This window comes from Tistrella mobilis (assembly GCF_041468085.1).
Classification (GTDB): Bacteria; Pseudomonadota; Alphaproteobacteria; order Tistrellales; family Tistrellaceae; genus Tistrella; species Tistrella mobilis_A.
The window spans coordinates 2,589,099-2,612,255 of the sequence record NZ_CP121017.1 but is presented as its reverse complement, the minus strand read 5'-3'; the positions used below and the strand labels follow the sequence as shown (position 1 = coordinate 2,612,255).

Here is a 23,157-nt window from a genome sequence, read left to right as displayed (position 1 = left end):
AGACCGACAGGATGACCACGATTCCGAGCGAAATGTCCGCCGCCGTGCTGCACGGCTTCGGCGATCCCGAGAACCTCAGGCCCGGACGGGTGCCGGTGCAGCCGCCGCGCCGCGGCGAGGTGCTGGTGAAGATCCATGCCGCCAGCGTCAACCCGGTGGACTGGAAAATCCGCCGCAACGGTCCGCCGATGGCGCCGGCCCTGCCCGGCATCCAGGGTTGCGACATGGCTGGAGAGATCGTGGCGCTGGGGGAGGGTGTCACCGGCTTCGCGGTCGGCGATCGGGTGTTCGGCTCACCCGGCGGGGTGAAGACCGTCGACGGCACCTATGCCGAATATATGCGGGCCGATGCCCGGCTGATTGCCCGCATGCCGGCGGAGCTGGGCTTCCGCGAGGCGGCCGCCCTGCCGCTGGTCTCGATCACCGCCTGGGAAGGGCTGATCGACCGGGCACGGGTACAGCCGGGTGAACGGGTGCTGATCCATGGTGGCGCCGGTGGTGTCGGCCATGTCGCGATCCAGATCGCCAAGGCCGCCGGCGCCCATGTCACCACCACCGTCTCGTCGCCAGAGAAGGCGGCAATCGCCCGGGATCTTGGTGCCGACGAGGCGGTGAACTACCGCGAGGAGAGTGTTGAGACCTATGTCGCACGGCTGACCGGTGGCCGTGGCTTCGATGTGGTCATGGACGCGACCGGCGGTAAGGATCTCGTCACCTCGTTCGCCGGTGCCCGGCTGAACGGCCGCGTGGTGACGATCGTGTCCCAGTTCCCGGCGGATCTGACCCTGATGCATCTGAAGGGGCTGGATCTGCATGTGGTGTTCATGATCATCCCGGTGCTGCACGATGTGGGGCGCGAACATCATGGCGAGATCATGCGCCGGATCGCGGCACTGGTGGACAGCGGGCGGATGAAACCGCTTCTCGATCCGGCGCGCTTCGATCTGGCCCATGCCGCCGACGCCCAGGCCCATCTGGAGCAGGGCCGGGCAACGGGCAAGGTCGTGATCGACGTGGCCGGCTGAGCAGCAGCGGCCTGATCGACGGGCACGGATCACTCCGCGGCCGCCAGTGCCGGTTGCCGCCGCGGGCGCCCCGGGAAGACCAGGGCGCCGGCAAAAACTGCACCGCCAAAGGCGGCAAGAACCGGGAACAGCCCGGCGAAGCCCGTACCGTGGTCATGCATGAAGGCGACCAGCGGCACCGCGCAGGCGCTGGCCCCGAACGAGACCAGATAGCGTATGGCATAGGCCCGCGCGCGCCAGCGATCGGCGGTGTAATGGGCGACCATGCCGTCATTGATGGTCACCTGGCCGAAAATGGCGAACATCATTACCACCGCCAGCGGCAGCAGCACCCAGCCGCCGGTGGTGGCGGCCAGCAGCAGGCACGGCGCCTGCAGGGCGGCAAGCGGTATGAAGACCGCCCGCAGGCTGTAGCGGTCGATCAGCCGGCCGACGATCAGCTGCGAAGTGGCGCCGAGCACGAAAACCAGACAGGTGAGGGCACCCACGCCCAGCGGTGTTGAGACCAGATTGACGAGCCGTTCGGTGAAGAGCTGCGGCATGACGATGGTGGTGGCGTTGAACACCAGCCCGCCAGCGATGGTGACCACGGCCAGAATGGCGAAGGCGCGGACCATCACACGGCGCGGAATCGGCCCGGCGGAGGCCTTGGCCCTGGGGGCCGGGGCCGGCCGGTCTGGCACCAGCAGCAGGAAGGCGACACCCACCGCCATCACCAGCACGCCTGGAATGATGAATGCCGCACGCCATCCCAGATACTGGGTGATGCCGCCGGTGATCAGCGCCGCAAAAGCGACCCCCAGATTGCCGAACACGCCGTTGACGCCGATTTCATGGCCTAGCCGGTCGGCATGAGCGGTGAGCATCGCTGTCCCCACCGGGTGGTAGATGGCGGCGAACAGGCCGATCAGGGTCAGCCCGGCGGCGATGCCCGTGGGGCCCGAGGCGAAGCCGGTCAGGATTGCTGCGGTCCCGATGCCGAAGAAGAACACCGCCATCATGTTCCGTCGGCTCCAGACATCGCCCAGCCAGCCGGCGGGCAGCGAACCGGCGCCGAAGGCGATGAAGCCGCCGAGCGACAGGGTGAGCAGCTCACCATAGGACATGTCGAAACTGGCGGTCATGCCGATCACCGCGGTCGGGAAGATCAGCATGAACATGTGGTCGACCACATGGGCGATGTTGATGAAACTGATGACACGGCGGGCATGGGTCATGGCGGCTGGTCCGGGGGGCGGGTTGACGAGGGGGCGATGCCGGGCTTCCCGGCGATCTGGTCTCAGTCTAAAGTCGACCGATTGGCGATGTCTGGTCGAAGATCGTCGGGAATCCGACAGAGCGGCCATCGGCTGATCCGGAGGGCAGGGGCATGCGCAGCACCGATGCAGCCGACTATCAGCACGTCTCCAGGCCGGTGGCGGCGATGGCCAAGGAACTGACAGCCGGCACCATCATTCCGCCGCATGTCCATCCGCGCGGCCAGCTGCTCCATGCTGCCGCCGGGGTCATGGAGATCACCGCCGCCGACGGCATCTGGCTGGTGCCGCCGATGCGCGGGCTGTGGGTGCCGCCCGGGGTGGAGCATTCGGTGCGGATGATCGGGCCCGTGTCCATGCGCACGGTCTATGTGGCGCCCGAACCGGCCAGGCGATTGCCTGCTGCCTGTACGGTGATCGAGATCACGACCCTGCTGCGCGAGCTGATTCTGGCGGCGGTGGCAGAGCCCGTGGATTACGCCGACGGCAGCCGAGGCGAGGCGGTGGCCGCGCTGATCCTTCATGAACTCCAGGCGCCGCGGACCCTGCCGCTCCACTTGCCCTGGCCGCGCGATCCGCGGCTTCAGCGTCTGTGCCGGCGGGTTCTGGACGATCCCGGAGAGGATGCAGGTTTTGAGCGGTTGGCCGAAAGCGCCGGGGCCAGCACCCGGACGCTTGCCCGCGCCTTCGCGCGTGAGACCGGCATGGGTTTCCTGCGCTGGCGCCAGCAGGCCCGGCTGGTCGAGGCGGTGTCGCTGCTGTCGCAGGGCACGGCCGTGGCCACGGTTGCCGCCCGTCTTGGCTATGACAGCCCGAGCGCCTTCACGGCCATGTTCCGGCGGATGCTCGGCACCACCCCCCAGCGATATGCCGGCCGTGATCACCGCTCCGACAGGGGGTGAGCGGTTATGGTCGCCGCGCAAAAAAAAAGACCGTGCGAGCACGGCCTTGATCGAAGATTCCGCTTGGTGCTGATCACCACGTCCGATTCGACGGCAACCGATCGGCGCAGTGGATTGTTATCATTGTTATTTTGTGGACGGCCCGATCGTTTGTGCCGGGACGTCGGAACTCTTTACTCTCCTGGGACCGCCGTGGCTCCTGGCGCCGGATCTGTGCTGAACCCGGCGTGGTGGCATCGTGGCCACCGGATGCTCTTGCGGTCGATCCCTCCGGCTCTCGCCGGTTACACCCTCCCTAGACGTTGGGCCGGTTCTGATTGCCGGTGCCCTTCACGTCGGCAAGGGGAGAGTACGCAGGAATGTGACGATCGTCACCAGATTTTTGCATGTGTGCGGTGCAAAAAATGCAAAAATCGTCAGGTCATTACAAAAAGGGCGGAATTCCGGTAAGCTTCGAACAGGGCTCGCTCGTGCGATGGTGCGGTGCACAGGGGCGGGTGCGACGAAAAAAGCGGCGACACATCACGCTGTGTCGCCGCTTCTTTCAAGGGATATCAGTGCCTCAGCCGATAAAGGCAAACTTGAGGACGAAGACCACGGCCAGCACCCAGACGGCGATCGAAACTTCGCGGGCCCGGCCGGCCAGCAGCTTGATCGCGGCATAGGAGATGAAGCCGAGGGCGATGCCGTTGGCGATCGAGTAGGTGAGCGGCATGCTGATGGCTGCCAGCACGCCCGGCGCCACCTCGGTCATGTCGTCCCAGTCGAGTTCGGCCAGGCCGCGTGCCATCAGCAGGGCCACGAAGAGCAGGGCCGGTGCGGTGGCATAGGCCGGCACCGAGCCTGCCAGCGGCGAGAAGAACAGAGCGACCAGGAACAGGATCGCAACGACCACTGCGGTCAGGCCGCTGCGGCCGCCGGCATTGATGCCCGAGGCGCTTTCGATATAGCTGGTGACGGTGGAGGTGCCGAAGACGGCGCCGACCATGGTGGCGCTGCTGTCGGCGAGCAGGGCCTTGCCGATGCGCGGGAGCTTGCCGTCCTTGTCGAGCAGACCGCCGCGGTGGGCGACGCCGACCAGCGTGCCCGCGGTGTCGAACATGTCGACGAACAGGAAGGCGAAAATCACCCCGAACATGCCGGCTTCAAGGGCGCCGGCGATATCCAGCTGGAAGAAGGTCGGTGCGATCGAGGGCGGAGCGCTGACGATGCCCTGGGCCTGGTTCAGGCCGAGCAGGATCGACAGGATCGTCACTAGCAGGATGCCGATGATGATGCTGCCGGTGATGTTGCGATAGTGCAGGGCGCAGATCACGAAAAAGCCCAGGGCGGCGAGCAGCACGGTCGGCTGGCCGATATCACCCAGCGTGAGCAGGGTGGCCGGATGATCGACGATGACCTTGGCGTTTTCGAGCGCGATGATCGCAAGGAACAGACCGATACCCGCTGAAATCGACAGCTTCAACGTCATCGGGATCGAGTTGATGATGTATTCCCGGACCTTGAGCAGGGCCAGGATGAAGAACACCACGCCCGAGATGAAGACCGCGCCCAGAGCCTGATTCCAGGTGTAGCCCATCTCCATCACGACCGTGAAGGTGAAGAAGGCGTTCAGGCCCATGCCCGGTGCCAGCGCCACGGGATAGTTGGCATAAAGCCCCATGATCAGCGAGCCGACCGCCGCCGCCACGCAGGTGGCGACGAAAACCGAACCCTGATCCATGCCGGTGTTGGCGAGGATCACCGGATTGACGAAGATGATATAGGCCATGGTCAGGAAGGTCGTCACACCTGCGACGACTTCCCGGCGGACCGTGGTGCCGAGCTGATCGAGCTGGAAATAGGTTTTGAGCATTCCCGCAAGCTCCTGGACGGGTAAGGCAATGCCGATTGGGAAGACCGATCCGATGCTCCGGCGGCGGGGCTGCACACAAGCCGCACAGGGCCTGCGTCAGCGGCCCCGGGGGTCGCTTCGGTTTCTGTCGTTGTCGAGGGCGCCGCAACCGGAGGGACGTCACGGATCCGGTCGGCATGCGACCGGACGTGCGGCGGGGATCGGCGCGATTGTCCTTCTCGGCTTATACACCGGCGCGGTGGCGGCTGGCGAGCATGCTACGGCACCGATCCGCATCGACGGCAATGGTCGTGGCGTGACCGTCACGGTCGACCGGGCCTTTTGCAACCGTCTGACCGTCCACAGGCCGGATGCCGACGTGACCTATCAGCCGGGCGTCGACGTCGACGGAAACCCCGTCGCACCTGCCGATCTGGACGGCGGCTACGGGGCGCGCGCGGCCGAACGCGCCCTCGGCCGCGGCATCACTATCGATCTGGGGCTGCCGCTCGAGCGTTTCGGCTATTTTAAGGACCAGCCGCTGGGCTCGGCCGAGGTCGATCTCGGCCAGGTGACGATCGCGGCCGACGGCACGGTCACCTGGAATGGGGAGCGGCTGGACGATCCTGCCCGGAATGCGATTGCGGCGGCCTGCGCGCGGCTGGAGCGGGAGAGACGGTGAGGGCCTGTGATCAGAACCGTTCGGCGGGCGGGCGCAGCCACCACCAGAAATCGAGCGGGCCACGGCGCTCGCGATGAGATGGGTGGGAAACCGGTGACGCCGCTCCGGCGGATGTGATGCCGAGGCCGAAGGCATAGCCGGTTGGGCTGCCATGGGCCGTCCATCGGGCCAGATGGGCGAAGAGCGCGTCACGCGCGCCCGCATCGCCATATGCCGTGACATAGCCTGCGCGCCACAGGGCGGCAGATCCGGCCGCTGCATCCACCAGACCGAATCCATGGACCTGCGGATCACCGAAGAGGGATGGTCTTGCATCGCCTGCACCCAGCCGCCATGCCCGGAAGCGCGGATCCAGCTTTGACAGCCAGCCGGTGAAGGCGAGGGCCGGCGGCATCATCCGCTCCGGCTCCGCCTGGCCGAAGTCGAGCACGTCGGGCAGGCCGGTCATGGGGAGCCGGGTGATGTCCGGGTCTGCATCCAGGCGGGGCATGAGCACGTCTGCATCGGCACCGTCGCGGCCGGTGAGGGGTACGAAGCGGCAGAGGCGCGTCAGTCGTGACACAAGGGTGGACCCGTCCTTTCTCAGAACGTGAATTTCTTGCGACAGCCCTTTGTTCTGAATGGGAAGAACTGCGATGCCGTCATCCGCAAGCAGGGTCAGGACGGTTGCCGGCAGCTGCCAGGCCGAAGCAGTCATGATGATGCGGTCGAACGTCTTCCGGCCTGCGGCAGCCAGGCCGTCGCCCGTGACGGCGATGGCGTTCGCGACACCTGCCGTCGCAAGATTGCGGGCTGCCAGAGCCTGCAGACCGGGATCGATCTCGACGCCCAAAGCCTCTCCATCCGGCGCTGCGGCATGTGCGAGAAGCGCGAGCAGCCAGCCGGTGCCGCAGCCCACCTCCAGGACCCGATGGCCGGGCCGGACGTCCAGCAGTTCGGCCAGATGAAAGATGAAGCCCGGCTCGGAGCAGGAGGCGGGCAGGGAGGCGCCATGATCATCGACATAGCAGAGCGGGCCGTCGTCATAGGCATGGTCGAGGAAGGCGGCATCGCCCGGGGCAAGCGCCGGCCCGTCGGGTTGATCTGCCGGGCGATAACGCGGCAGGAAGAGGTGGCGTGGGTACCGCCTGAACGCTTCGATCAGGGCCGGCCGGGGTGGCGCCGGCCGTCCACGCACCGGCATGTAGGCCTCAATCCTGCGCAGGAGCCTGTCCTGCAAGGCTTCAAGATGAGGATCCGTCGTCATCGCCGCCTGCTCCGCCTGCACGGTTTGCGAAATCATGAACCGGTTTTCGGGTCTGATCCCGTGACGATGCCGTGATCGGCCCTGCATGACGGGGCATTTGGTTGCACCGCGGCCGGGCTGTGCCTAAAGTCGGCCCGCACGCATCCTCCCGGATCTCCTCTCGATCCTCTGGCACATCCCGATATCTCCGGCACTTCCCGATCCTCTGGCCAACGGAACCCGCATGTTCAGGACAGTCGAGCGTCTTCTCGCCTTCCGCTATCTCAGAGCCCGGCGGAAGGAAGGGTTCATCTCGGTCATCGCCGGCTTCTCGCTGCTGGGCATTGCGCTCGGCGTGGGCACCCTGATCGTGGTGCTGGCCGTGATGAAGGGCTTTCGCGACCAGCTGGTCGACCGGATCCTTGGCCTCAACGGTCATATGACCGTGTTCAGCGCCTCGGGGCGCGGCATTCAGGATTACGGCGGCATTTCGGCCGATCTGGAGAAGGCCCAGGTGGTTGTCCGCGCCCTGCCGATGGTCGAAGGCCAGGTGCTGGCGAGCGGGCCCGACGATGCCCGCGGCGCACTGGTTCGCGGCTTCACCCGCGAGAGCCTTGAGCGCAAGACCCTGATCGCGAACAACATCCGCGCCGGCAGCCTTGAGGATTTTCAGGGCAAGGGCGTGCTGATCGGCACCCGCATGGCCCAGCGGCTGGGGCTGAGGCTCGGCGACGAGTTGAACCTGATCTCGCCGCGCACCGTGGCGACACCGTTCGGCGGCATGCCCCGGCAGGTGAGTTTCCCGGTGGTCGGCCTCTTCGAAGTGGGCATGTTCGAGTTCGACAGCTCGCTGGTCTTCATGCCCTTCGATACCGCCCAGGCCTTCTTCCAGACCGGTGACGCGGCGACCGCGATCGAGGTGGACGTCACCGACCCGCAGAACGTGAAGGCGATCCGCGGCGAGATCGGATCGATCATTGCCGATCGCGGCGTGGTGCTGACCGACTGGCAGCAGACCAATTCGACACTGGTCGGCGCGCTTGATGTCGAGCGCAACGTGATGTTCCTGATCCTGACCCTGATCATCCTGATCGCCGCCTTCAACATCATCTCGGGCATGGTGATGCTGGTGAAGGACAAGTCCCGGGACATCGCCATCCTGCGCACCATGGGCGCCACCCGCGGCATGATCCTCAGGATCTTCATGATGACCGGCGCGTCGATCGGCATCGTCGGCACCTTCATCGGCTTCGTGCTGGGGCTTGCCTTCGCCACCAATATCGAGAGCATCCGCCAGGCGTTGCAGGCGCTGACCGGCACGCAGCTCTTCTCGGCCGAGATCTACTTCCTGTCGAAACTGCCGGCGGATGTCGTCTGGTCGGATGTGGTGAGCGTTGTGGGCCTGTCGCTGGTGCTGTCTTTCCTGGCGACGCTTTATCCGGCGTGGCGCGCTGCCCGCCTCGATCCCGTGGAGGCGCTGCGCTATGAGTGAGCCGGTCCTGATTCTGGAACGCCTGGTCCGCCGTTTCGAACAGGGCGGCCAGGTGCTGGAGGTGCTGCGCGGGATCGATTTCCGCCTGCATCCGGGTGAGATGGTCGGCCTGATCGGCCCGTCCGGTGCCGGCAAGTCCACCCTGCTGCACGCCGCCGGCCTGCTGGAGCGGCCCGATGGCGGGCGGGTTGTGATCGACGGCACCGATGCCGGCCGCGCCGACGACAGCGTCCGCACCCGGCTGCGCCGCGCAACGATCGGCTTCGTCTACCAGTTCCATCACCTGCTGCCTGAATTCTCGGCGATCGAGAATGTGATGATGCCGCAGCTGCTGGCGGGGCAGAGCCGGTCGAAGGCCCGCGCCCGTGCCGCCGACCTGCTGGAGCTGATGGGGCTTTCGGCCCGCGCCGATCACCGTCCGGCACGGCTGTCGGGTGGCGAGCAGCAGCGGGTGGCAATCGCGCGTGCGCTGGCCAACCGGCCCCGGCTGCTGCTGGCCGACGAGCCGACCGGCAATCTCGACCCCGAGACGGCGGAACGGGTGTTCGGCCTGCTGGTTGCTGCGGCAAGGGATCAGGGTGTGGCGGCGCTGATCGCCACCCACAATCCCGAACTCGCCGCCCGGATGGACCGGCGGGTGCGGCTGGATCAGGGGCGGCTGGATCACGTCGCCTGAGAGTGATCCGGCGCCCTTCTCAGAAGAAAAACAAGGGACTGACGTCATGTCTTCCACCGAACTCACCATCACACCCCCGGCGGATCCGGTGCCGGCGGCAGAGCTTGCGGCGCGCTTTCCCGGTGCGATCATCCTGCCCTTCGACGGCATCTGGCCGAAGATCGATGCCAGCTGTTACGTGGCGCCGGGTGCGGTGGTGGTGGGCCAGGTGGAGATCGGGCCCGAAAGCAGCATCTGGTATGGCTGCGTCTTGCGCGGCGACGTCAACCATATCCATATCGGCCGCGGCACCAATCTTCAGGACGGCACCATCGTTCATGTCAGTCGGCTGGCCCATCCGACCCTGATCGGCGATGACGTCACCATCGGCCATCGGGCGATGATCCACGCCTGCACGCTGATGACCGGCGCCTTTGTGGGCATGAGCGCCACCGTGCTGGATGGCGCGGTGGTCGAAGGCGGTGCGATCGTCGGCGCGGGTGCGCTGGTCGGCAATGACAAGCGGGTCGCGACCGGCGAGCTTTGGGGCGGCGTGCCGGCCAGGAAGCTGCGCGATCTGGGCGAGGAAGGCATGCCCCGCCTTGCCGCCACGGCCCGCCACTATTCCGGCCTGGCGGCTCGCCATCAGGAGGTGGCCCGCGACGTGCTGGGCGCTGCGGTGGTGCCCATCTCTTGACCGTTCGGTCCAATCGATCATAACGAGCTGTATAATTCATTGGAGCGAATGATCGTCTGCGGTCATCTTTCGGTCATGAACCACACCCCGGGAGGTGCAAAAACCGCCCCCGGGCAGGACGGACCGGAGATCACGCCATGGCGAGCCTTCCCACCACTGAAACCGCAGGACCCCTGCCACGGCTCGCGGCGAAACTGCCGGGTCTGGCGCTTGCCGGCGTCATCGGCGGTGCCGCGATCCTGATGGTCCGCGCCTCGGGCATGCAGGCGGTGAGCCCGGTTCTGGTGGCGATCGGGCTGGGGCTGATCCTGCGGGCGATGATCGGCCGCGCGCCCGCCGTGGCGGCTCCGGGCCTGGCGGTTGCCTCTAAGCCGCTGATGCGGCTGGGCGTGGCGCTGCTCGGGCTTCAGGTCACCGCCGGCGACATTCTCGGTCTTGGCCTCGACGGTATTCTGGCGGCGCTTGCGGCCCTGGGCGTGACCCTGGCGCTCGCCCGGCCCTTGGGCCGGCTGGTGGGCGTGGAGCCGCGGCTCGCCACGGTGATCGGCGGAGGCACCGCGATCTGCGGGGCGTCCGCAGCGGCGGCCGTCGGCTCGGCCGTCCGTGCCCGCGATGACGAGATCGCCTATGCGGTGGGCGTGGTCACCCTGTTCGGCACGGCGGTGATGGCGCTCTGGCCGCTGCTCGGCACGGCACTGGGTCTGGACGATCGCGCCTATGGCCTCTGGATCGGCGCCTCGGTGCACGAGGTGGCGCAGGTGGTGGCGGCCGGCTTCCAGCACGGTACGGCGGCCGGTGAGGTGTCGGTCATCGCCAAGCTCGCCCGTGTCGCGATGCTGGCCCCGGTCGTCGGGCTGCTGGTCTGGGCGGCGGACCGGGCCGCGCGCCGCGGCGATCATGCGATCGAGGATGCCGAGGCGGCGGCCGCCAAGGTGCCGGTTCCCTGGTTTGCGGTCGGCTTCGTGGCTCTTGCCGGGTTGAACAGCCTGGGGGTGGTGCCGGAAGAGGTCCGCCAGATCTCGGCGGCGGCGACCCCGATCATGCTGACCGTGGCGCTGGCGGCGATCGGCTTCGGTACCGATCTCGGCAAGGTCAGGGCCCGCGGCATCCGCCCGGTGATCCTGGGCCTGCTGCTGACCCTGGTGGTCGGCGCCGTGCCGCTGGCCGTGGTCTCGGTGCTGGGGTGACCCATCCGGCCCAGCCATTCGGCTGCCTGCCGAAGCCGTTGCCCTGAAGAGCCAGGCGGCTGCATGATGCAGGGATGAGCCCGCCCGAGATTTCCAGATCCGGTCTGATGGCGGCGCCCCCACGGGCGCCGTTCCTGCGTCCGGCGCCGATCATCTTCAATGGCCGGACAGTGACGGCGCCATGACCCTTGAGCAGCTGAGAATTTTCGTTGCGGTTGCCGAGCATGCCCATGTCACCCGGGCGGCGCGGGCGCTGAACCTCACCCAGTCGACGGTTTCGGCGACGATCGCGGCGCTGGAAGCGCGCCACGGGGTAGCTCTGTTTCACCGTGTCGGCCGGGGAATCGAACTGGCCGAGACCGGCCGGATTTTTCTGGAAGAGGCTCGTGCGGTGCTCACCCGCGCCGCAGCGGCCGAACAGGCGCTTGCGGACCTTGCCGGCAATCCGCGGGGCCGGCTGCGCATTCACGCCAGCCAGACGGTCGCCAATTACTGGCTGCCTGCGCGGCTGATCGGCTTCATGGCCGACTTCCCGGCGGTCACCGTCGAGATCGCGATCGGCAACACGGCCGAGGTCGCGGCGGCCGTCCGGGCCGGAACGGCCGATCTGGGATTCGTGGAGGGGCCGGTCGAGGATCCCACGCTGTCGGAACGGCTGCTGCCCGGAGACCGGCTGATGCTGGTGGTGGGGGCGGCGCATCCCTGGGCGGCGCTGCCGCAGGTGACGCCGGAGCGATTGGCGGAAACACCCTGGGTGCTGCGTGAACGCGGCTCCGGCACCCGCGCGGAGTTCGAGACCGCCCTTACGGGGCTCGGCGTCGATCCTGCGGCCCTGAATGTGGTGCTGGAGCTGCCGTCGAATGAATCGGTGCGGGCCGCGGTGGAAGCCGGGGCAGGGGCCACGGCCCTCTCTGCCCTGGTGGTGGCGGGCGGCCTTGCACTCGGCAGCCTGTGCAGCCCGGGGCTCGACCTGCCGCAGCGGGCCTTCCACCTGCTGTTGCATCGCGAGCGTTATCTGGGGCGGGCGGCGCGGGCCTTCCTCGACACCGTTACCGCCTGAAACGGCACCCGGCGGTTCCTCTGTGGGAGGAACCGCCGGGTCGTGCGTCAGTCGCGCATCTTCACATAGCTGCCGGGAGCATCCTCGATCACCCCCAGGACGTCACCGGGAGCGCGGGCCGGCACCTGGGCACCGCCCAGACGCTTGATCCATTTCGCCCAGTCCACCCACCAGGAGCCGGCATGCTTCTCGGCGCCGGCAAACCAGGCCTCCGGATCGGCGGGCAGGTCCTTATTGGTCCAGTAGTTGTATTTGTTGGCGGCCGGCGGGTTGATGACACCCGCAATATGGCCCGACGCGCCCAGCACGAAGCGGGTGTTGCCCGAATAGAGCTGGGTGGCGCGATAGGTCGATTTCCAGGGCGCGATATGGTCCTGCTGCGCCGAGAGGATATAGACCGGAATGTCGATCTGCCTGAGGTCGATCGGCACGCCGCGCATGGTGATACCGCCCGGCTCCACCAGCTTGTTCTCGCGGTACATATGCCGCAGATAGAAGCTGTGCATCGCCGCCGGCATGCGGGTTGCGTCGCTGTTCCAGTAGAGCAGGTCGAAGGGGAAGGGATCCTTGCCCAGAAGATAGTTGTTGACCACGAAGCTCCAGATCAGGTCATTCGACCGGAGCATGTTGAACGCGGTCGCCATCTTGCGTCCTTCGAGATAGCCCTTCTTCGACATCACCTTTTCCAGATTGCCGATCTGGGTCTCGTCGACGAAGACCTTGATGTCGCCGGCATCGCGGAAGTCGGTGAGGGTGGTGAAGAAGGTCGCGCTCTTGACCCGCTTGTCGCCCTGCGCCTTCAGATAGGACAGGGTGGTGGCCAGCAGCGTGCCGCCGATGCAGTAGCCGATGACATTGACCTCGGGCACGCCGCTCTCTTCGGTCACCTTGTCGAGGGCGGTGATCAGACCGTCGACCATGTAATCTTCGAAGGTCTTCTTCGCCATCTCCTCGTCCGGGTTCACCCACGAGACCACGAAGACGGTATGGCCCTGATCGACCGCAAAGCGGATGAACGAGTTCTTGGGCTGAAGGTCGAGGATGTAGAACTTGTTGATCCACGGCGGCACGATCAGCAGCGGCCGCTTGTGAACCGTCTCGGTGGTGGGCGTGTATTGCAGGATCTGCATCAGCCCGTTCTGGAACACCACCTTGCCCGGTGCGGTCGCGACATTGCGGCCCAGCTCGAAAGCCTTCTCGTCAGTCATGGAGATGCGCAGCTCGCCGCCGCCCTTCTCCATGTCGCGGATCATGTTGTTGAGGCCGCGAACCAGGTTCTCGCCCTTGCTCTCGATCGTCGCCCGCAGCACTTCGGGGTTGGTGGTGACGAAATTCGACGGCGCCATCGCATCGACGAACTGGCGGGTGTAGAAGTCGATCTTGCGCGCCTCGTCCGGGTCCATGCCCTGAACACCATGGACGGTGTTCAGGATCCAGCGGGCGGTGAGCAGATAGGACTGCTTGATGAAGTCGAAGAGCTGGTTCTCGCTCCAGTCCTTATCCTTGAACCGCTTGTCCGACGGGTCGGGGGCGATGACGGGCTTTGCATCGCCGCCGGCCATGCGGGTGGCGGTGGACTGCCAGAGATTGAGATAATCCTGCCAGAGCGCTGCCTGGGCCTCGACCAGACGGGCCGGGTTCTCCATCATGCGCTCGGTGAGGTGGGTGAAAGCGGTGGTGAGGTTCAGGGGATCGGCGGGAGCGGACGTGTCCAGGCCTTCGTTCCGCGACAGAAAATCGCGGATGATCTGCTGGCTGCGCTCGGCAACCTCGCGCATGTTGCGTGCGAAGGCGTCGGCGTCGTCACGGCTGCCGGTGCTGCTTCCCCGGTCGGCTCCTTGCTCGGCCATCCTTACGTCCCTTATAGTTGCGCCGCCACAGTCGGCGATCGGTGGTAGTGCGAGGTCGAGGTGAAGGCCATGATACGGGTGCAGGCGGCGGGGCTCAACGCTGCCTCGGTGGGGATGCGACGGAATTTCGCGGGACACGCGGGCGGCAGGATGGCCGTGGCCGTTGTGTTCGCGCTTGCCCTCGGCGCCTGTGCCGAAGGCCCGGGCGCCGGCACCGATCCCGATATCCGGGCAGCCCGTGCGGAATTCGCGGCAGCGCCGTTCCCGACCCTGAATTCGGTGCCCGAGACGGCCCCCCCGGTCACGCCGACCGCCGAGCGCGCCCGGATTCGCCAGGACCTGGTGGACGACCAGAGCCGGGCCGGTCAGGCGATCGCCGAGGCAGCGGCTGCGGCCGCGGCGGCGGCGAACCGCCCCGTGGCCCCGAGGCCCGGCCTTTCGGTCGGACGGATCGGCTTCGCACCCGGCAGTGCCGCCATTGACGACGGCGCTGCGGCGGAGCTGCGTGCCGCCTGGCGGATCGCCGAAGCCCGCAACGAGGCCCTGGCCCTTGTGGCCGGCACCGACCAGGGAACGGCACTGGCCACCGCGCGGCTGGAGGCCGCATCCCGTCGTCTCGCCGAGATGGGGGCACCCGCCACCCGGATCGCGCGGATCCAGGCGCCGGCAGGCTCGATGGCCCCGGATTTTGAAATTTTCATCGCACCCACCGGGGGCATCCGCTAAAAAGCGAAAATTTTCCCCTGTAGCGGACGACGGGCGCCGTACGGGGGCGGCGCCTTGGCGCCGATGCATCCGCGCCCGGAGACAGTCGAACCTCCCTTGCGGGCGACGGAGATTCCGCCACCTGCTTCACCTGGTCTCCAAGACACGAGACGATCGACGGGAAGTGGTCCCATGGCAGACGAATTCGCGCGGATCCGGCGGCTGCCGCCGTATGTCTTCGCCGAAGTCAACCAGATGAAGGCCCGGCTGCGCGCCGCCGGCCGCGACATCATCGATCTCGGCATGGGCAATCCCGACACCCCGACGCCGACCCATATCGTCGACAAGCTGGTCGAGGCGGTGCGCGATCCGAAGACGCATCGCTATTCCCAGTCGCGCGGCATTCCGGGCCTCCGCCGTGCGGCGTCGAGCTATTACCGCCGCCGCTTCGGGGTCGAGATCGACCCCGAGACCGAGGTCGTGGTCACGATCGGCTCGAAAGAGGGGCTCGCCAATCTGGCCTCGGCGATCACCACGCCGGGCGACGTGATCCTGGTCCCCAATCCGAGCTATCCGATCCATCCTTACGGCTTCGTGATCGCCGGCGCCAATATCCGCCACGTGCCCCATGGCCCCGGCTATGATTTCCTGGCCGAGCTGGAATATGCGGTGCGCCACACCTCGCCCAAGCCGGTGGCGATGGTGCTGAACTATCCGGGCAATCCCACGGCCGAGGTGGTCGACGTCGCCCAGTACGAGAAGCTGGTCGCTTTCGCCCGTCGCCATGAGATGTACATCCTTTCGGACCTGGCCTATGCCGAGGTCTATTTCGACGGCGTGCCGCCGCCCTCGATCCTGTCGGTGCCGGGCGCCCGGGATCTTGCGGTGGAGTTCACCAGCCTCAGCAAGACCTACAACATGGCCGGCTGGCGCGTGGGCTTCGCGGCTGGCAACCGCCGCCTCATCCAGGCGCTGGCCAAGATCAAGTCCTATCTCGACTATGGCCAGTTCACCCCCGTCCAGGTGGCGGGTGCGGCGGCGCTGAACGGGCCGCAGGATTGTGTCGAGGAGATGCGGACGCTCTATCGCGAGCGCCGTGACGTGCTGGTCGAAGGCCTGCACGGCATCGGCTGGCCGGTGCCGACGCCCAGGGCCTCGATGTTCTGCTGGGCGCCGATCCCCGACGAGTTCAAGCATCTGGGCTCGCTCGAATTCTCCAAGCTGCTGCTCGCCCGCGCCGATGTGGCGGTGTCGCCGGGCATCGGCTTCGGCGAATATGGTGACGGCTATGTCCGCATCGCCATGGTCGAGAACAGGCACCGCATCCGTCAGGCGGTGCGCAACATCAAGCGGTTCTTCAAGGAATATCGTGAAGAACAGGCCCTGAAACCTGCCGAAGCATTCGAGGAAGTCCGATGAACGCCAGTCCCCTCTCCGCCGCCTCCGGGCATGCCGTGCCGCTCCGTGTGGGTGTGGCCGGCCTCGGTACCGTGGGCGTCGGGGTCGTCGAGATCCTGCGCAACCAGGCGGCACTGATCGCCGCCCGTGCCGGGCGCCCGATCGAGGTGACCGCGGTCTCGGCGCGTGACCGCAGCCGGGAGCGCGGCCTCGATCTGGATGGCCTCGGTTGGGAGGATGACGCCGTGGCCCTGGCCCGGCGCGACGACGTCGACGTGGTCGTCGAGCTGATCGGCGGCGCAGAGGGGACGGCACTGGATCTTGCCCGTGCCGCCTTCTCGGGCGGGAAGTCCTTCGTGACGGCCAACAAGGCGATGATCGCGGCCCATGGCCCCGAACTTGCGGCAGCCGCCGAGGAAAGCGGCCTGGCGCTGGCTTTCGAGGCGGCGGTGGCCGGCGGGATCCCGATCCTGAAGGCGCTGCGCGAAGGTCTGGCCGGCAATGCGGTCGGGCGGGTCTATGGCATCCTGAACGGCACCTGCAACTACATCCTGACCGAGATGCGGACCACCGGCCGCGACTTCTCGGAGGTTCTGGCCCAGGCCCAGGCGCTGGGCTATGCCGAGGCTGACCCCACTTTCGACGTCGACGGCATCGATACCGCCCATAAGCTTGCGATTCTGGCGGCGCTGGCCTTCGGCGGCCGGCCCGACATCGACGCGATTCATGTGGAAGGCATTCGCCACGTCACCATCGACGACATCCGTTTTGCCGAGGAGCTGGGCTTCCGGATCAAGCTGCTGGGGGTCGCGCGGATGACCGGCCAGGGGCTGGAGCAGCGGGTGCATCCCTGCATGGTGCCGCTCTCGGCGCCGATCGCGCATGTCGAGGGGGTGTTCAACGCCGTGGTCGCCGAAGGCGATGCCGTGGGCGGCACGATGTTTCAGGGCCGCGGCGCCGGCCGCGGTCCCACGGCCTCGGCGGTGGTCGCGGACCTGATCGACATTGCCCGCGGCTATGCAGGTCCGGCCTTCTCGGTGCCCGCGATGGCGCTGGGCGCCCCGGCGGCGGCGCCGATCGATGCGCATGTCGGCGCCTTCTACATCCGGTTGATGGTGCTGGATCAGCCGGGCGTGCTGGCCGATGTGGCGCGCGCCTTCGCCACCGAACAGGTTTCGCTGGAAAGCCTGATCCAGCGCGGGCGCAGCGAGGTGGAGGCGGTGCCCGTGGTGCTGACTACCCATGCCACCTCAGAGGCTGCGCTGCGCCGGGCGCTCGACACCATTGCCGCCCTGCCGGCGGTGATCGAGCCGCCGCGGATGATCCGGATCGAGAACAGCCTCTGATCCAGGCGACGAACGGGTGAACGGGCGGGACAGTCTGCATATCCCGCCCGTTTTCCATCCGGTTGGTGTCCATCCCCCGATTCAGCCTCTGGCGCCCGAGGCGCTTCGGGCTTAGGGTATCGCCGGAGTGGGATGACATCCGTCGTCGGCGCGACCCGGCCGCAATCAGGCTGTCCGGAACCTTGATGATTCCGGGCAGATCTTGCGTTATTTTCCCCCGCGGGTTTCAGACCGACGCTGAACGGCTACAAGACGAGAGCGATGATCACTTACAGCATGGATCGCAACCTGGCCCTTGAGGCCGTGCGTGTCACCGAATTCGCCGCGCTGGCCTGCGCCAAGATGATCGGTAAGGGTGACGAAAAGGCCGCCGACCAGGCCGCCGTGGACGCGATGCGCCGCGCGCTGAACAGCCTTGAGATCGACGGCACGGTTGTGATCGGCGAGGGCGAGCGCGACGAAGCGCCCATGCTGTACATCGGCGAGAAGGTCGGCACCGGCAAGGGCCCGAAGGTCGACATCGCCCTCGACCCGCTGGAAGGCACCACCATCTGCGCCACCGGCGGCCCGAACGCGCTGGCGGTTCTGGCCATGGCCGAAGAGGGCAAGTTCCTGAATGCGCCCGACGTCTACATGGACAAGATCGCCGTCGGCGGCGGCCTCCCCGAGGGCGTGGTGAGCCTTGAGAACACGGTCGAGGAGAATCTGAAGAGCCTGGCCAAGGCCAAGGGCGTCGAGATTTCGGACCTCACCGCCTGCATCCTGAACCGTCCGCGCCATGCCGAGCTGATCGCCAAGGTCCGCGAGTCCGGTGCGCGCATCCAGCTGATCGGCGACGGCGACGTGGCTGGCGTGATCGCGACCGCGCGCCCCGACACCGGTATCGACATCTATATGGGCTCGGGCGGTGCGCCGGAAGGCGTGCTGGCGGCGGCGGCACTGCGCGCCATCGGCGGCCAGATGCAGGGCAAGCTTCTGTTCCGCAATGATGACGAGCGTGGCCGCGCCCATCGCCTGGGCATCACCGACCTCAACCGGATCTACAACCTGCTGGATCTGGCCTCGGGCGATGTGATCTTCTCGGCCACCGGCGTCACCGACGGCTCGATGCTGCGTGGCGTGCATCGCGTGGGCGTGAACCACTGGTCGACCCAGAGCCTGATCATGCGCTCCAAGACCGGCACCGTCCGCGTGATCTCGGCCGAGCACAATTTCGGCCGCAAGACCGCCTTCGACTGATCTGTCCGGTTCCCCCGACCAGCCCTCGTTCCTGGAGTATCGAGCCCACCCATGGACGTTCTGCTCCGTGATGCCGCGGTTCTCGGCGTCGAACGCTCGCTTGGCGGACGACGTTGGGAAACGCGGCTCGCCGATCAGCGCCTGGGATTGGCCCTGGCCCAGCGCCTGGGCCTGCCCGAGATCGTCGGGCGGGTTCTGGCCGGGCGCGGGGTCGGCCTGGACGATGCCGACGACTTCCTGAACCCCAGCCTGCGCGTCGCACTGCCCGACCCGTCGCATCTTCGCGATATGGACCGGGCGGTGGACCGTCTGGCTGCGGCGATCGCCGCCCGCGAGCCGATCGCGGTGTTCGGCGATTACGATGTCGACGGCGCCACCTCAACCGCCCTCGTGACCCGCTTCCTGCGCGGGATCGGCGTGCCGGTGGTGGTCTATATTCCCGACCGGATGACCGAGGGCTATGGCCCCAACGCGGCCGCAATGACCGCGCTCGCCGCCCGCGGTGTGCGGGTGGTGGTAACGGTCGATTGTGGTACGACGGCCTTCGCCGCCCTTGAGGCCGCCCGTGCGGCTCGTCTCGACGTGGTGGTCGTCGACCATCACATCGGCGAGCCGGAACTGCCGGCGGCTCTTGCCGTGGTCAATCCCAACCGTTTCGACGAAACCAGCCCCCATGGCCAGATGGCCGCGGTGGGCGTCGCCTTCCTGCTGCTGGTGGGGCTGAACCGGGCCCTGCGCGACGGCGGCGTCTACGACCGGCTGGGTGTGAAGGCGCCCGATCTGATGGGGCTGCTGGACCTGGTGGCGTTGGGCACCGTCTGCGACGTCGTGCCGCTGACCGGTGTCAACCGGGCCTTTGTCGCTCAGGGCATCAAGGTCCTGGCCCGGCGCCGCAACACCGGGCTGGCGCGGCTGGCCGATATCGCCCGTCTGGACGAGACCCCCGAAGCCTATCATCTGGGCTATGTGCTGGGCCCACGCATCAATGCCGGCGGCCGGGTCGGTCAGGCCGATCTTGGCGCGCGCCTGCTCGGCACCGACGATCCGGACGAAGCCACCGGCATCGCCATGGAACTCGACCGGTTGAACACCGAACGCCGCGAGATCGAGGCAGCGGTGGAGGCCGAAGCGCTTGAGGCCGCCGAACGCCAGGCCGATGCACCCTTCATCCTGGTCGCCGGTGACGGCTGGCATCCGGGCGTGATCGGCATCGTTGCCGGGCGGATCAAGGAACGCTTTCATCGCCCGGTCTTCGTGGTTGCGGTCGATGGCGCCACCGGTATCGGCAAGGGCTCCGGCCGGTCGGTGCCGGGGGTCGATCTGGGCTCAGCGGTGACGGCGGCGCGGCAGGCCGGGCTGCTGGTCAATGGCGGCGGCCATGCCATGGCGGCGGGACTGACGGTGGAGGTGAGGCAGATGGTCGATCTGCATGCCTTCCTGGCCGAGCGCATCATCGCCCAGACCGGCGGCGAGCCGCCGGCACCCAGGCTGGGCCTGGATGGTGTGCTGGCAGTGGGGGGGGCCACCACCGATCTGGTCTCGGTGCTGGAACGCATCGGGCCGTTCGGCACCGGTAACGCCCAGCCACGCTTTGCGCTTTCGGGCGTGCGGATCCTGAAGGCCGATGTGGTCGGCCAGGGCCATATCCGGGTGATCATGGGCGCTGAGGATGGATCGCGGCTGAAAGGCATGGCCTTCCGCGCGGCCGACAATGCCGTCGGCAGCGCCCTGCTACAGGCGCGCGGCATGCCTTTGCATGTGGCAGGTGGCCTCAGGCGCGACCGTTGGCAGGGCCGGGACGACGTTCAGATGTTCATCGACGACGTGGCGGCCGCCCGCTGACCCCGCCGGCCCGCCTCAGAGCCGCGCGGTCGGCAGCGGCACCTGCCGGCCGTCGATCTCCACCCGGGTGACCGAAACCCCATAGGCACGCGCAAGAGCGGCATCATCGAGCGCCGTCTCGGGCGGGCCGTCTGCCAGAACCCGGCCTTCGCCGAGCAGGATCGCCCGATCGGCGAAGCGGGCGGCAAGGGCCAGATCGTGCAGAACCACCACCACGATCCGCCCCTGGGCGGCGAGGTCGCGCAGCAGCGCCATGACTTCCAGCTGATGGGCCGGATCGAGCCCCGCCAGGGGTTCGTCGGCGAGGATGACCTGCGGCTCGCCGGCAAGCACGCGGGCGAGATGGGCGCGCATCCGCTCGCCACCCGACAGATGATCGATCCGCCGGTCGCGGAAGCCGGTCATGTTGGTGCGGGTGAGGGCGGCGTCGACCGCCGCCTCGTCGGCACGCGGATCCAGGCTGCCGAAGGCACCGCGATGGGGCAGCCGGCCAAGCCGGGCAAGGGCTGCGACGCTCAGCGGCCAGTGGCATTCCGGCTGCTGTTCCAGATAGCCCATCACCCGCGCCCGGGCACGGTCGCCCAGACGGGCGAGCGGCTCGCCGTCCAGCCGGACCTCGCCCGTGGCAGGGCCGAGCAGCCCGGCCAGGATCGCGAGCAGGGTGGATTTGCCCGCGCCGTTCGGGCCGACCAGGGCGATGAGACCGCCGGCGGACAGGGTGAGGGTGATGCGGTCCAGGATCGTGCGCTCGCCCAGCACCGCGCGGACATTCATCAGATCCAGTGCCGGCATCGCCCTTACCATGTGCCACGCTCCGCCCGAGCCCGGGTCAACAGGATGTGCAGGAACACCGGCGCGCCGATCAGCGCGGTGGCGACACCGACGCGGATTTCGGTGCCGTCACCGATCAGCCGGCCGGCAAGATCGGCGAGCGGCAGCAGAACCGCGCCACCGGCCATGCTCGCCGGCACCAGCCGGCCCGGGCGATGGCCGACGAAGGGCCTGAGGGCATGGGGTACGATCAGCCCGACAAAGCCGATACCGCCGGCGACCGCGGTGGCCGAGCCGACCCCGATCGCGGTTGCCGCCACCACCTGCAGGCGCAACCGGCCGAGGCGCACGCCCATCGAGCGGGCAGTGCGTTCCCCCAGCCCCAGGGCATCGAGGCCGGCGCCGCAGCCGGTGAGCAGCAGCAGCGAGAGGGCGGCAAAGGGGGCGAGCAATCCGGCATCGGCCAGCGTGCGATCGGCAACCGATCCGATCAGCCAGTCGACCATCTCCAGCGTCGCATAGGGGCTGGGCGCGAAGGTGAGCGCCAGCGAGACGAAGGCGGTGGCAAGAGCGCCGACGCCGACACCGGCCAGAATCAGCGACAACCCGCCGCCGCGCCCCAGAGCCAGCACCAGCGCCAGGCCGATCGCCGCGCCGGCAAGCCCCGCCGCGGCCGGTGCGGGACCGTCGAGCACGCCGGCATGGCCGAAATAGATCGCGGTCACGGCGCCCAGTGCTGCGGTGGACGAGGCGCCGAGGGTAGAGGGCTCCGCCAGCGGGTTACGGGTCAGACCCTGAAGTGCGGCCCCGCAGGCGCCCAGCACCGCGCCGATCATCATGGCGATCAGCGTGCGCGGCAGGCGCAGCTCCAGCATCACGATTTCCGACGCAGTGGACGGTGCATCAATGCCGAGCAGGACCCACGGATCGGGCGCAATCCAGCCCGACGGGCCATAGCCGAGCGAGGCCCAGCCCACGATCAGGGGCAGGATCGCCAGCAGGATCCAGGCCGCCCGGCGGATCGCCGCGTCGCTCACGAGGCGTCTCCTTCGGCGGCAGCCACAGGTCTGGCGGACAGCCGCTCGGCGACCGGCAGCAGGGCTTCGGCGATGTCGAGGGCGTCGGGTAGCCCGCAGACCAGGAGATTGCCCGGCACGCCGATCATCTCGGGCGCCATGTCGCCCAGTGCGGCGAGACGGGCGAGGGCGGGATGGCGCGGCAGGCGATGGACCAGGGCGGGTGCGGCACCGGGCATGCTCTCGATCAGGATCGCCTCGGGCCGGGCGCGGATCGCGGCTTCCAGCTCCACCCGCCAGTCGCCGCCCCGGCGGGCGCGGCCGGCCGGGTCGAAGCGATGCTCAAGGATATTGTCGAAGCCGCCCATCACCAGCATGGCATGGGCAAGGCCGCCCGGCCCCACCATGCTGCCATCGGCGCGCAGCATCAACGCGCGGGGGCGCCGGGGCAGGGCGGCTGCCCGTGCGGTCAGGGCGGCGGTACGGGCCTCCAGCCCAGCGACTTCAGCTTCTGCCCGGATGCGGGCCTCGGGGCCCAGCAGATCGCCGGCACGCAGCAGGCCGTCGCGGATCATGTCGATGCTGGCGGCAGGGCGGAAGCGTTCGACCCGCGTGCCCAGCCGCTCCAGGGCAGCCGCGGCTGCGGTCGCGCCGAACCGGCCGGCCAGCACCAGATCGGGTTCCAGCGCATGAACCGTTTCGGCCGAGGCGGCCACCTGGGGAACGGTCGCCGCGCGTGCAGCTTCCACCGACAGCTTCGGGTCGCGCGACAGCGGACCGATCCCGGAGATCTGGTCGGCATTGCCCAGGCGCAGCAGCAGCTGATCGGTACAGAGATTGATCGACACCACCCGCATCGGTCCCTCCGCCGCATCGGCGGATGTGGCGAGCACCAGGAGCGCCAGCACGGCGCCGGTCGTGGCACGGCGAAGGGACAAGATCGGGCGTGGATCCGGAGGAATGGGAATGGGGGCG

Annotated in this window: 20 protein-coding genes; 13 read left to right on the top strand and 7 right to left on the bottom strand. The window is 67.9% G+C overall.

Annotated elements, in window-relative coordinates:
- Positions 1 to 11 precede the first annotated feature (11 nt).
- Entirely contained in the window at positions 12 to 1,025 is a 1,014-nt protein-coding gene (locus P7L68_RS17605; protein ID WP_372000311.1) for a zinc-dependent alcohol dehydrogenase family protein, read from the top strand.
- Between the two features lie 29 nt (positions 1,026 to 1,054).
- Here P7L68_RS17605 and P7L68_RS17600 read toward each other — a convergent pair whose 3' ends face one another.
- Positions 1,055 to 2,242 carry an MFS transporter gene (locus P7L68_RS17600; protein ID WP_372000310.1) on the bottom strand — a complete coding sequence of 396 codons (1,188 nt, stop codon included), beginning with the start codon at positions 2,240 to 2,242 and terminating at the stop codon, positions 1,055 to 1,057.
- A gap of 152 nt (positions 2,243 to 2,394) precedes the next feature.
- Between P7L68_RS17600 and P7L68_RS17595 the strand changes: the two genes are divergently transcribed.
- Positions 2,395 to 3,183 (top strand): helix-turn-helix transcriptional regulator, encoded by a 789-nt coding sequence (locus P7L68_RS17595; RefSeq protein ID WP_372000308.1) that lies wholly within the window; start codon positions 2,395 to 2,397, stop codon positions 3,181 to 3,183.
- 562 nt (positions 3,184 to 3,745) lie between these two features.
- On the opposite strand, the gene P7L68_RS17590 is transcribed toward P7L68_RS17595, so the two are convergent.
- Positions 3,746 to 5,038 (bottom strand): NCS2 family permease, encoded by a 1,293-nt coding sequence (locus P7L68_RS17590; RefSeq protein WP_372000305.1) that lies wholly within the window; start codon positions 5,036 to 5,038, stop codon positions 3,746 to 3,748.
- Between the two features lie 358 nt (positions 5,039 to 5,396).
- Here P7L68_RS17590 and P7L68_RS17585 point away from each other — a divergent pair, with 358 nt between their 5' ends.
- Positions 5,397 to 5,699, top strand: a complete 303-nt coding sequence (locus P7L68_RS17585; RefSeq protein ID WP_372000303.1) for a hypothetical protein — start codon at positions 5,397 to 5,399, stop codon at positions 5,697 to 5,699.
- A gap of 10 nt (positions 5,700 to 5,709) precedes the next feature.
- On the opposite strand, the gene P7L68_RS17580 is transcribed toward P7L68_RS17585, so the two are convergent.
- Positions 5,710 to 6,945, bottom strand: a complete 1,236-nt coding sequence (locus tag P7L68_RS17580) for a protein-L-isoaspartate O-methyltransferase (RefSeq protein ID WP_372000302.1) — start codon at positions 6,943 to 6,945, stop codon at positions 5,710 to 5,712.
- A gap of 223 nt (positions 6,946 to 7,168) precedes the next feature.
- On the opposite strand from P7L68_RS17580, the gene P7L68_RS17575 reads away from it, so the two are divergent.
- The 5 genes from P7L68_RS17575 (at position 7,169) to P7L68_RS17555 (ending at position 12,015) form a co-directional block, all read left to right on the top strand.
- Positions 7,169 to 8,416 carry a lipoprotein-releasing ABC transporter permease subunit gene (locus P7L68_RS17575; protein WP_372000300.1) on the top strand — a complete coding sequence of 416 codons (1,248 nt, stop codon included), beginning with the start codon at positions 7,169 to 7,171 and terminating at the stop codon, positions 8,414 to 8,416.
- Positions 8,409 to 9,092: an ABC transporter ATP-binding protein gene (locus P7L68_RS17570; protein ID WP_372000298.1), complete on the top strand. Its 684-nt coding sequence runs from the start codon at positions 8,409 to 8,411 to the stop codon at positions 9,090 to 9,092. Before P7L68_RS17575 ends, P7L68_RS17570 begins: the two co-directional genes overlap by 8 nt.
- A 46-nt stretch (positions 9,093 to 9,138) precedes the next feature.
- Complete coding sequence (locus P7L68_RS17565; RefSeq protein ID WP_372000296.1) at positions 9,139 to 9,768, top strand: gamma carbonic anhydrase family protein; 630 nt, start codon at positions 9,139 to 9,141, stop codon at positions 9,766 to 9,768.
- Positions 9,769 to 9,905: 137 nt separating this feature from the next.
- On the top strand, positions 9,906 to 10,955 hold the full coding sequence (locus P7L68_RS17560) for a YeiH family protein (protein ID WP_372000294.1): 1,050 nt from the start codon (positions 9,906 to 9,908) through the stop codon (positions 10,953 to 10,955).
- A gap of 181 nt (positions 10,956 to 11,136) precedes the next feature.
- A complete protein-coding gene (locus tag P7L68_RS17555; RefSeq protein WP_372000292.1) occupies positions 11,137 to 12,015 on the top strand; it encodes a LysR family transcriptional regulator in 879 nt (292 codons plus the stop codon).
- Positions 12,016 to 12,062: 47 nt separating this feature from the next.
- On the opposite strand, the gene P7L68_RS17550 is transcribed toward P7L68_RS17555, so the two are convergent.
- Entirely contained in the window at positions 12,063 to 13,865 is a 1,803-nt protein-coding gene (locus tag P7L68_RS17550; protein ID WP_372000290.1) for a PHA/PHB synthase family protein, read from the bottom strand.
- A gap of 150 nt (positions 13,866 to 14,015) precedes the next feature.
- Here P7L68_RS17550 and P7L68_RS17545 point away from each other — a divergent pair, with 150 nt between their 5' ends.
- From P7L68_RS17545 to recJ, 5 genes are all read left to right on the top strand, one after another.
- Positions 14,016 to 14,591, top strand: coding sequence for a hypothetical protein (locus P7L68_RS17545; RefSeq protein ID WP_372000288.1), 576 nt, complete (start codon positions 14,016 to 14,018; stop codon positions 14,589 to 14,591).
- A gap of 171 nt (positions 14,592 to 14,762) precedes the next feature.
- A complete protein-coding gene (locus P7L68_RS17540) occupies positions 14,763 to 15,989 on the top strand; it encodes an LL-diaminopimelate aminotransferase (RefSeq protein WP_372000286.1) in 1,227 nt (408 codons plus the stop codon).
- Entirely contained in the window at positions 15,986 to 17,314 is a 1,329-nt protein-coding gene (locus P7L68_RS17535) for a homoserine dehydrogenase (RefSeq protein ID WP_372000285.1), read from the top strand. The genes P7L68_RS17540 and P7L68_RS17535 overlap by 4 nt, the downstream gene beginning before the upstream one ends.
- Positions 17,315 to 17,575: 261 nt before the next feature.
- Positions 17,576 to 18,553, top strand: a complete 978-nt coding sequence (gene glpX, locus P7L68_RS17530) for a class II fructose-bisphosphatase (RefSeq protein WP_372000283.1) — start codon at positions 17,576 to 17,578, stop codon at positions 18,551 to 18,553.
- Between the two features lie 51 nt (positions 18,554 to 18,604).
- Complete coding sequence (gene recJ, locus P7L68_RS17525) at positions 18,605 to 20,395, top strand: single-stranded-DNA-specific exonuclease RecJ (RefSeq protein WP_372000281.1); 1,791 nt, start codon at positions 18,605 to 18,607, stop codon at positions 20,393 to 20,395.
- A 15-nt stretch (positions 20,396 to 20,410) separates the two neighbouring features.
- Here recJ and P7L68_RS17520 read toward each other — a convergent pair whose 3' ends face one another.
- From P7L68_RS17520 to P7L68_RS17510, 3 genes are read right to left on the bottom strand one after another with little or no spacing between them, the layout of a single operon-like run.
- On the bottom strand, positions 20,411 to 21,199 hold the full coding sequence (locus tag P7L68_RS17520; protein ID WP_372000279.1) for an ABC transporter ATP-binding protein: 789 nt from the start codon (positions 21,197 to 21,199) through the stop codon (positions 20,411 to 20,413).
- Positions 21,193 to 22,203, bottom strand: a complete 1,011-nt coding sequence (locus tag P7L68_RS17515) for a FecCD family ABC transporter permease (protein WP_372000277.1) — start codon at positions 22,201 to 22,203, stop codon at positions 21,193 to 21,195. The genes P7L68_RS17520 and P7L68_RS17515 overlap by 7 nt, the downstream gene beginning before the upstream one ends.
- Positions 22,200 to 23,120: an ABC transporter substrate-binding protein gene (locus tag P7L68_RS17510; protein ID WP_372000275.1), complete on the bottom strand. Its 921-nt coding sequence runs from the start codon at positions 23,118 to 23,120 to the stop codon at positions 22,200 to 22,202. The genes P7L68_RS17515 and P7L68_RS17510 overlap by 4 nt, the downstream gene beginning before the upstream one ends.
- Positions 23,121 to 23,157: the final 37 nt, after the last annotated feature.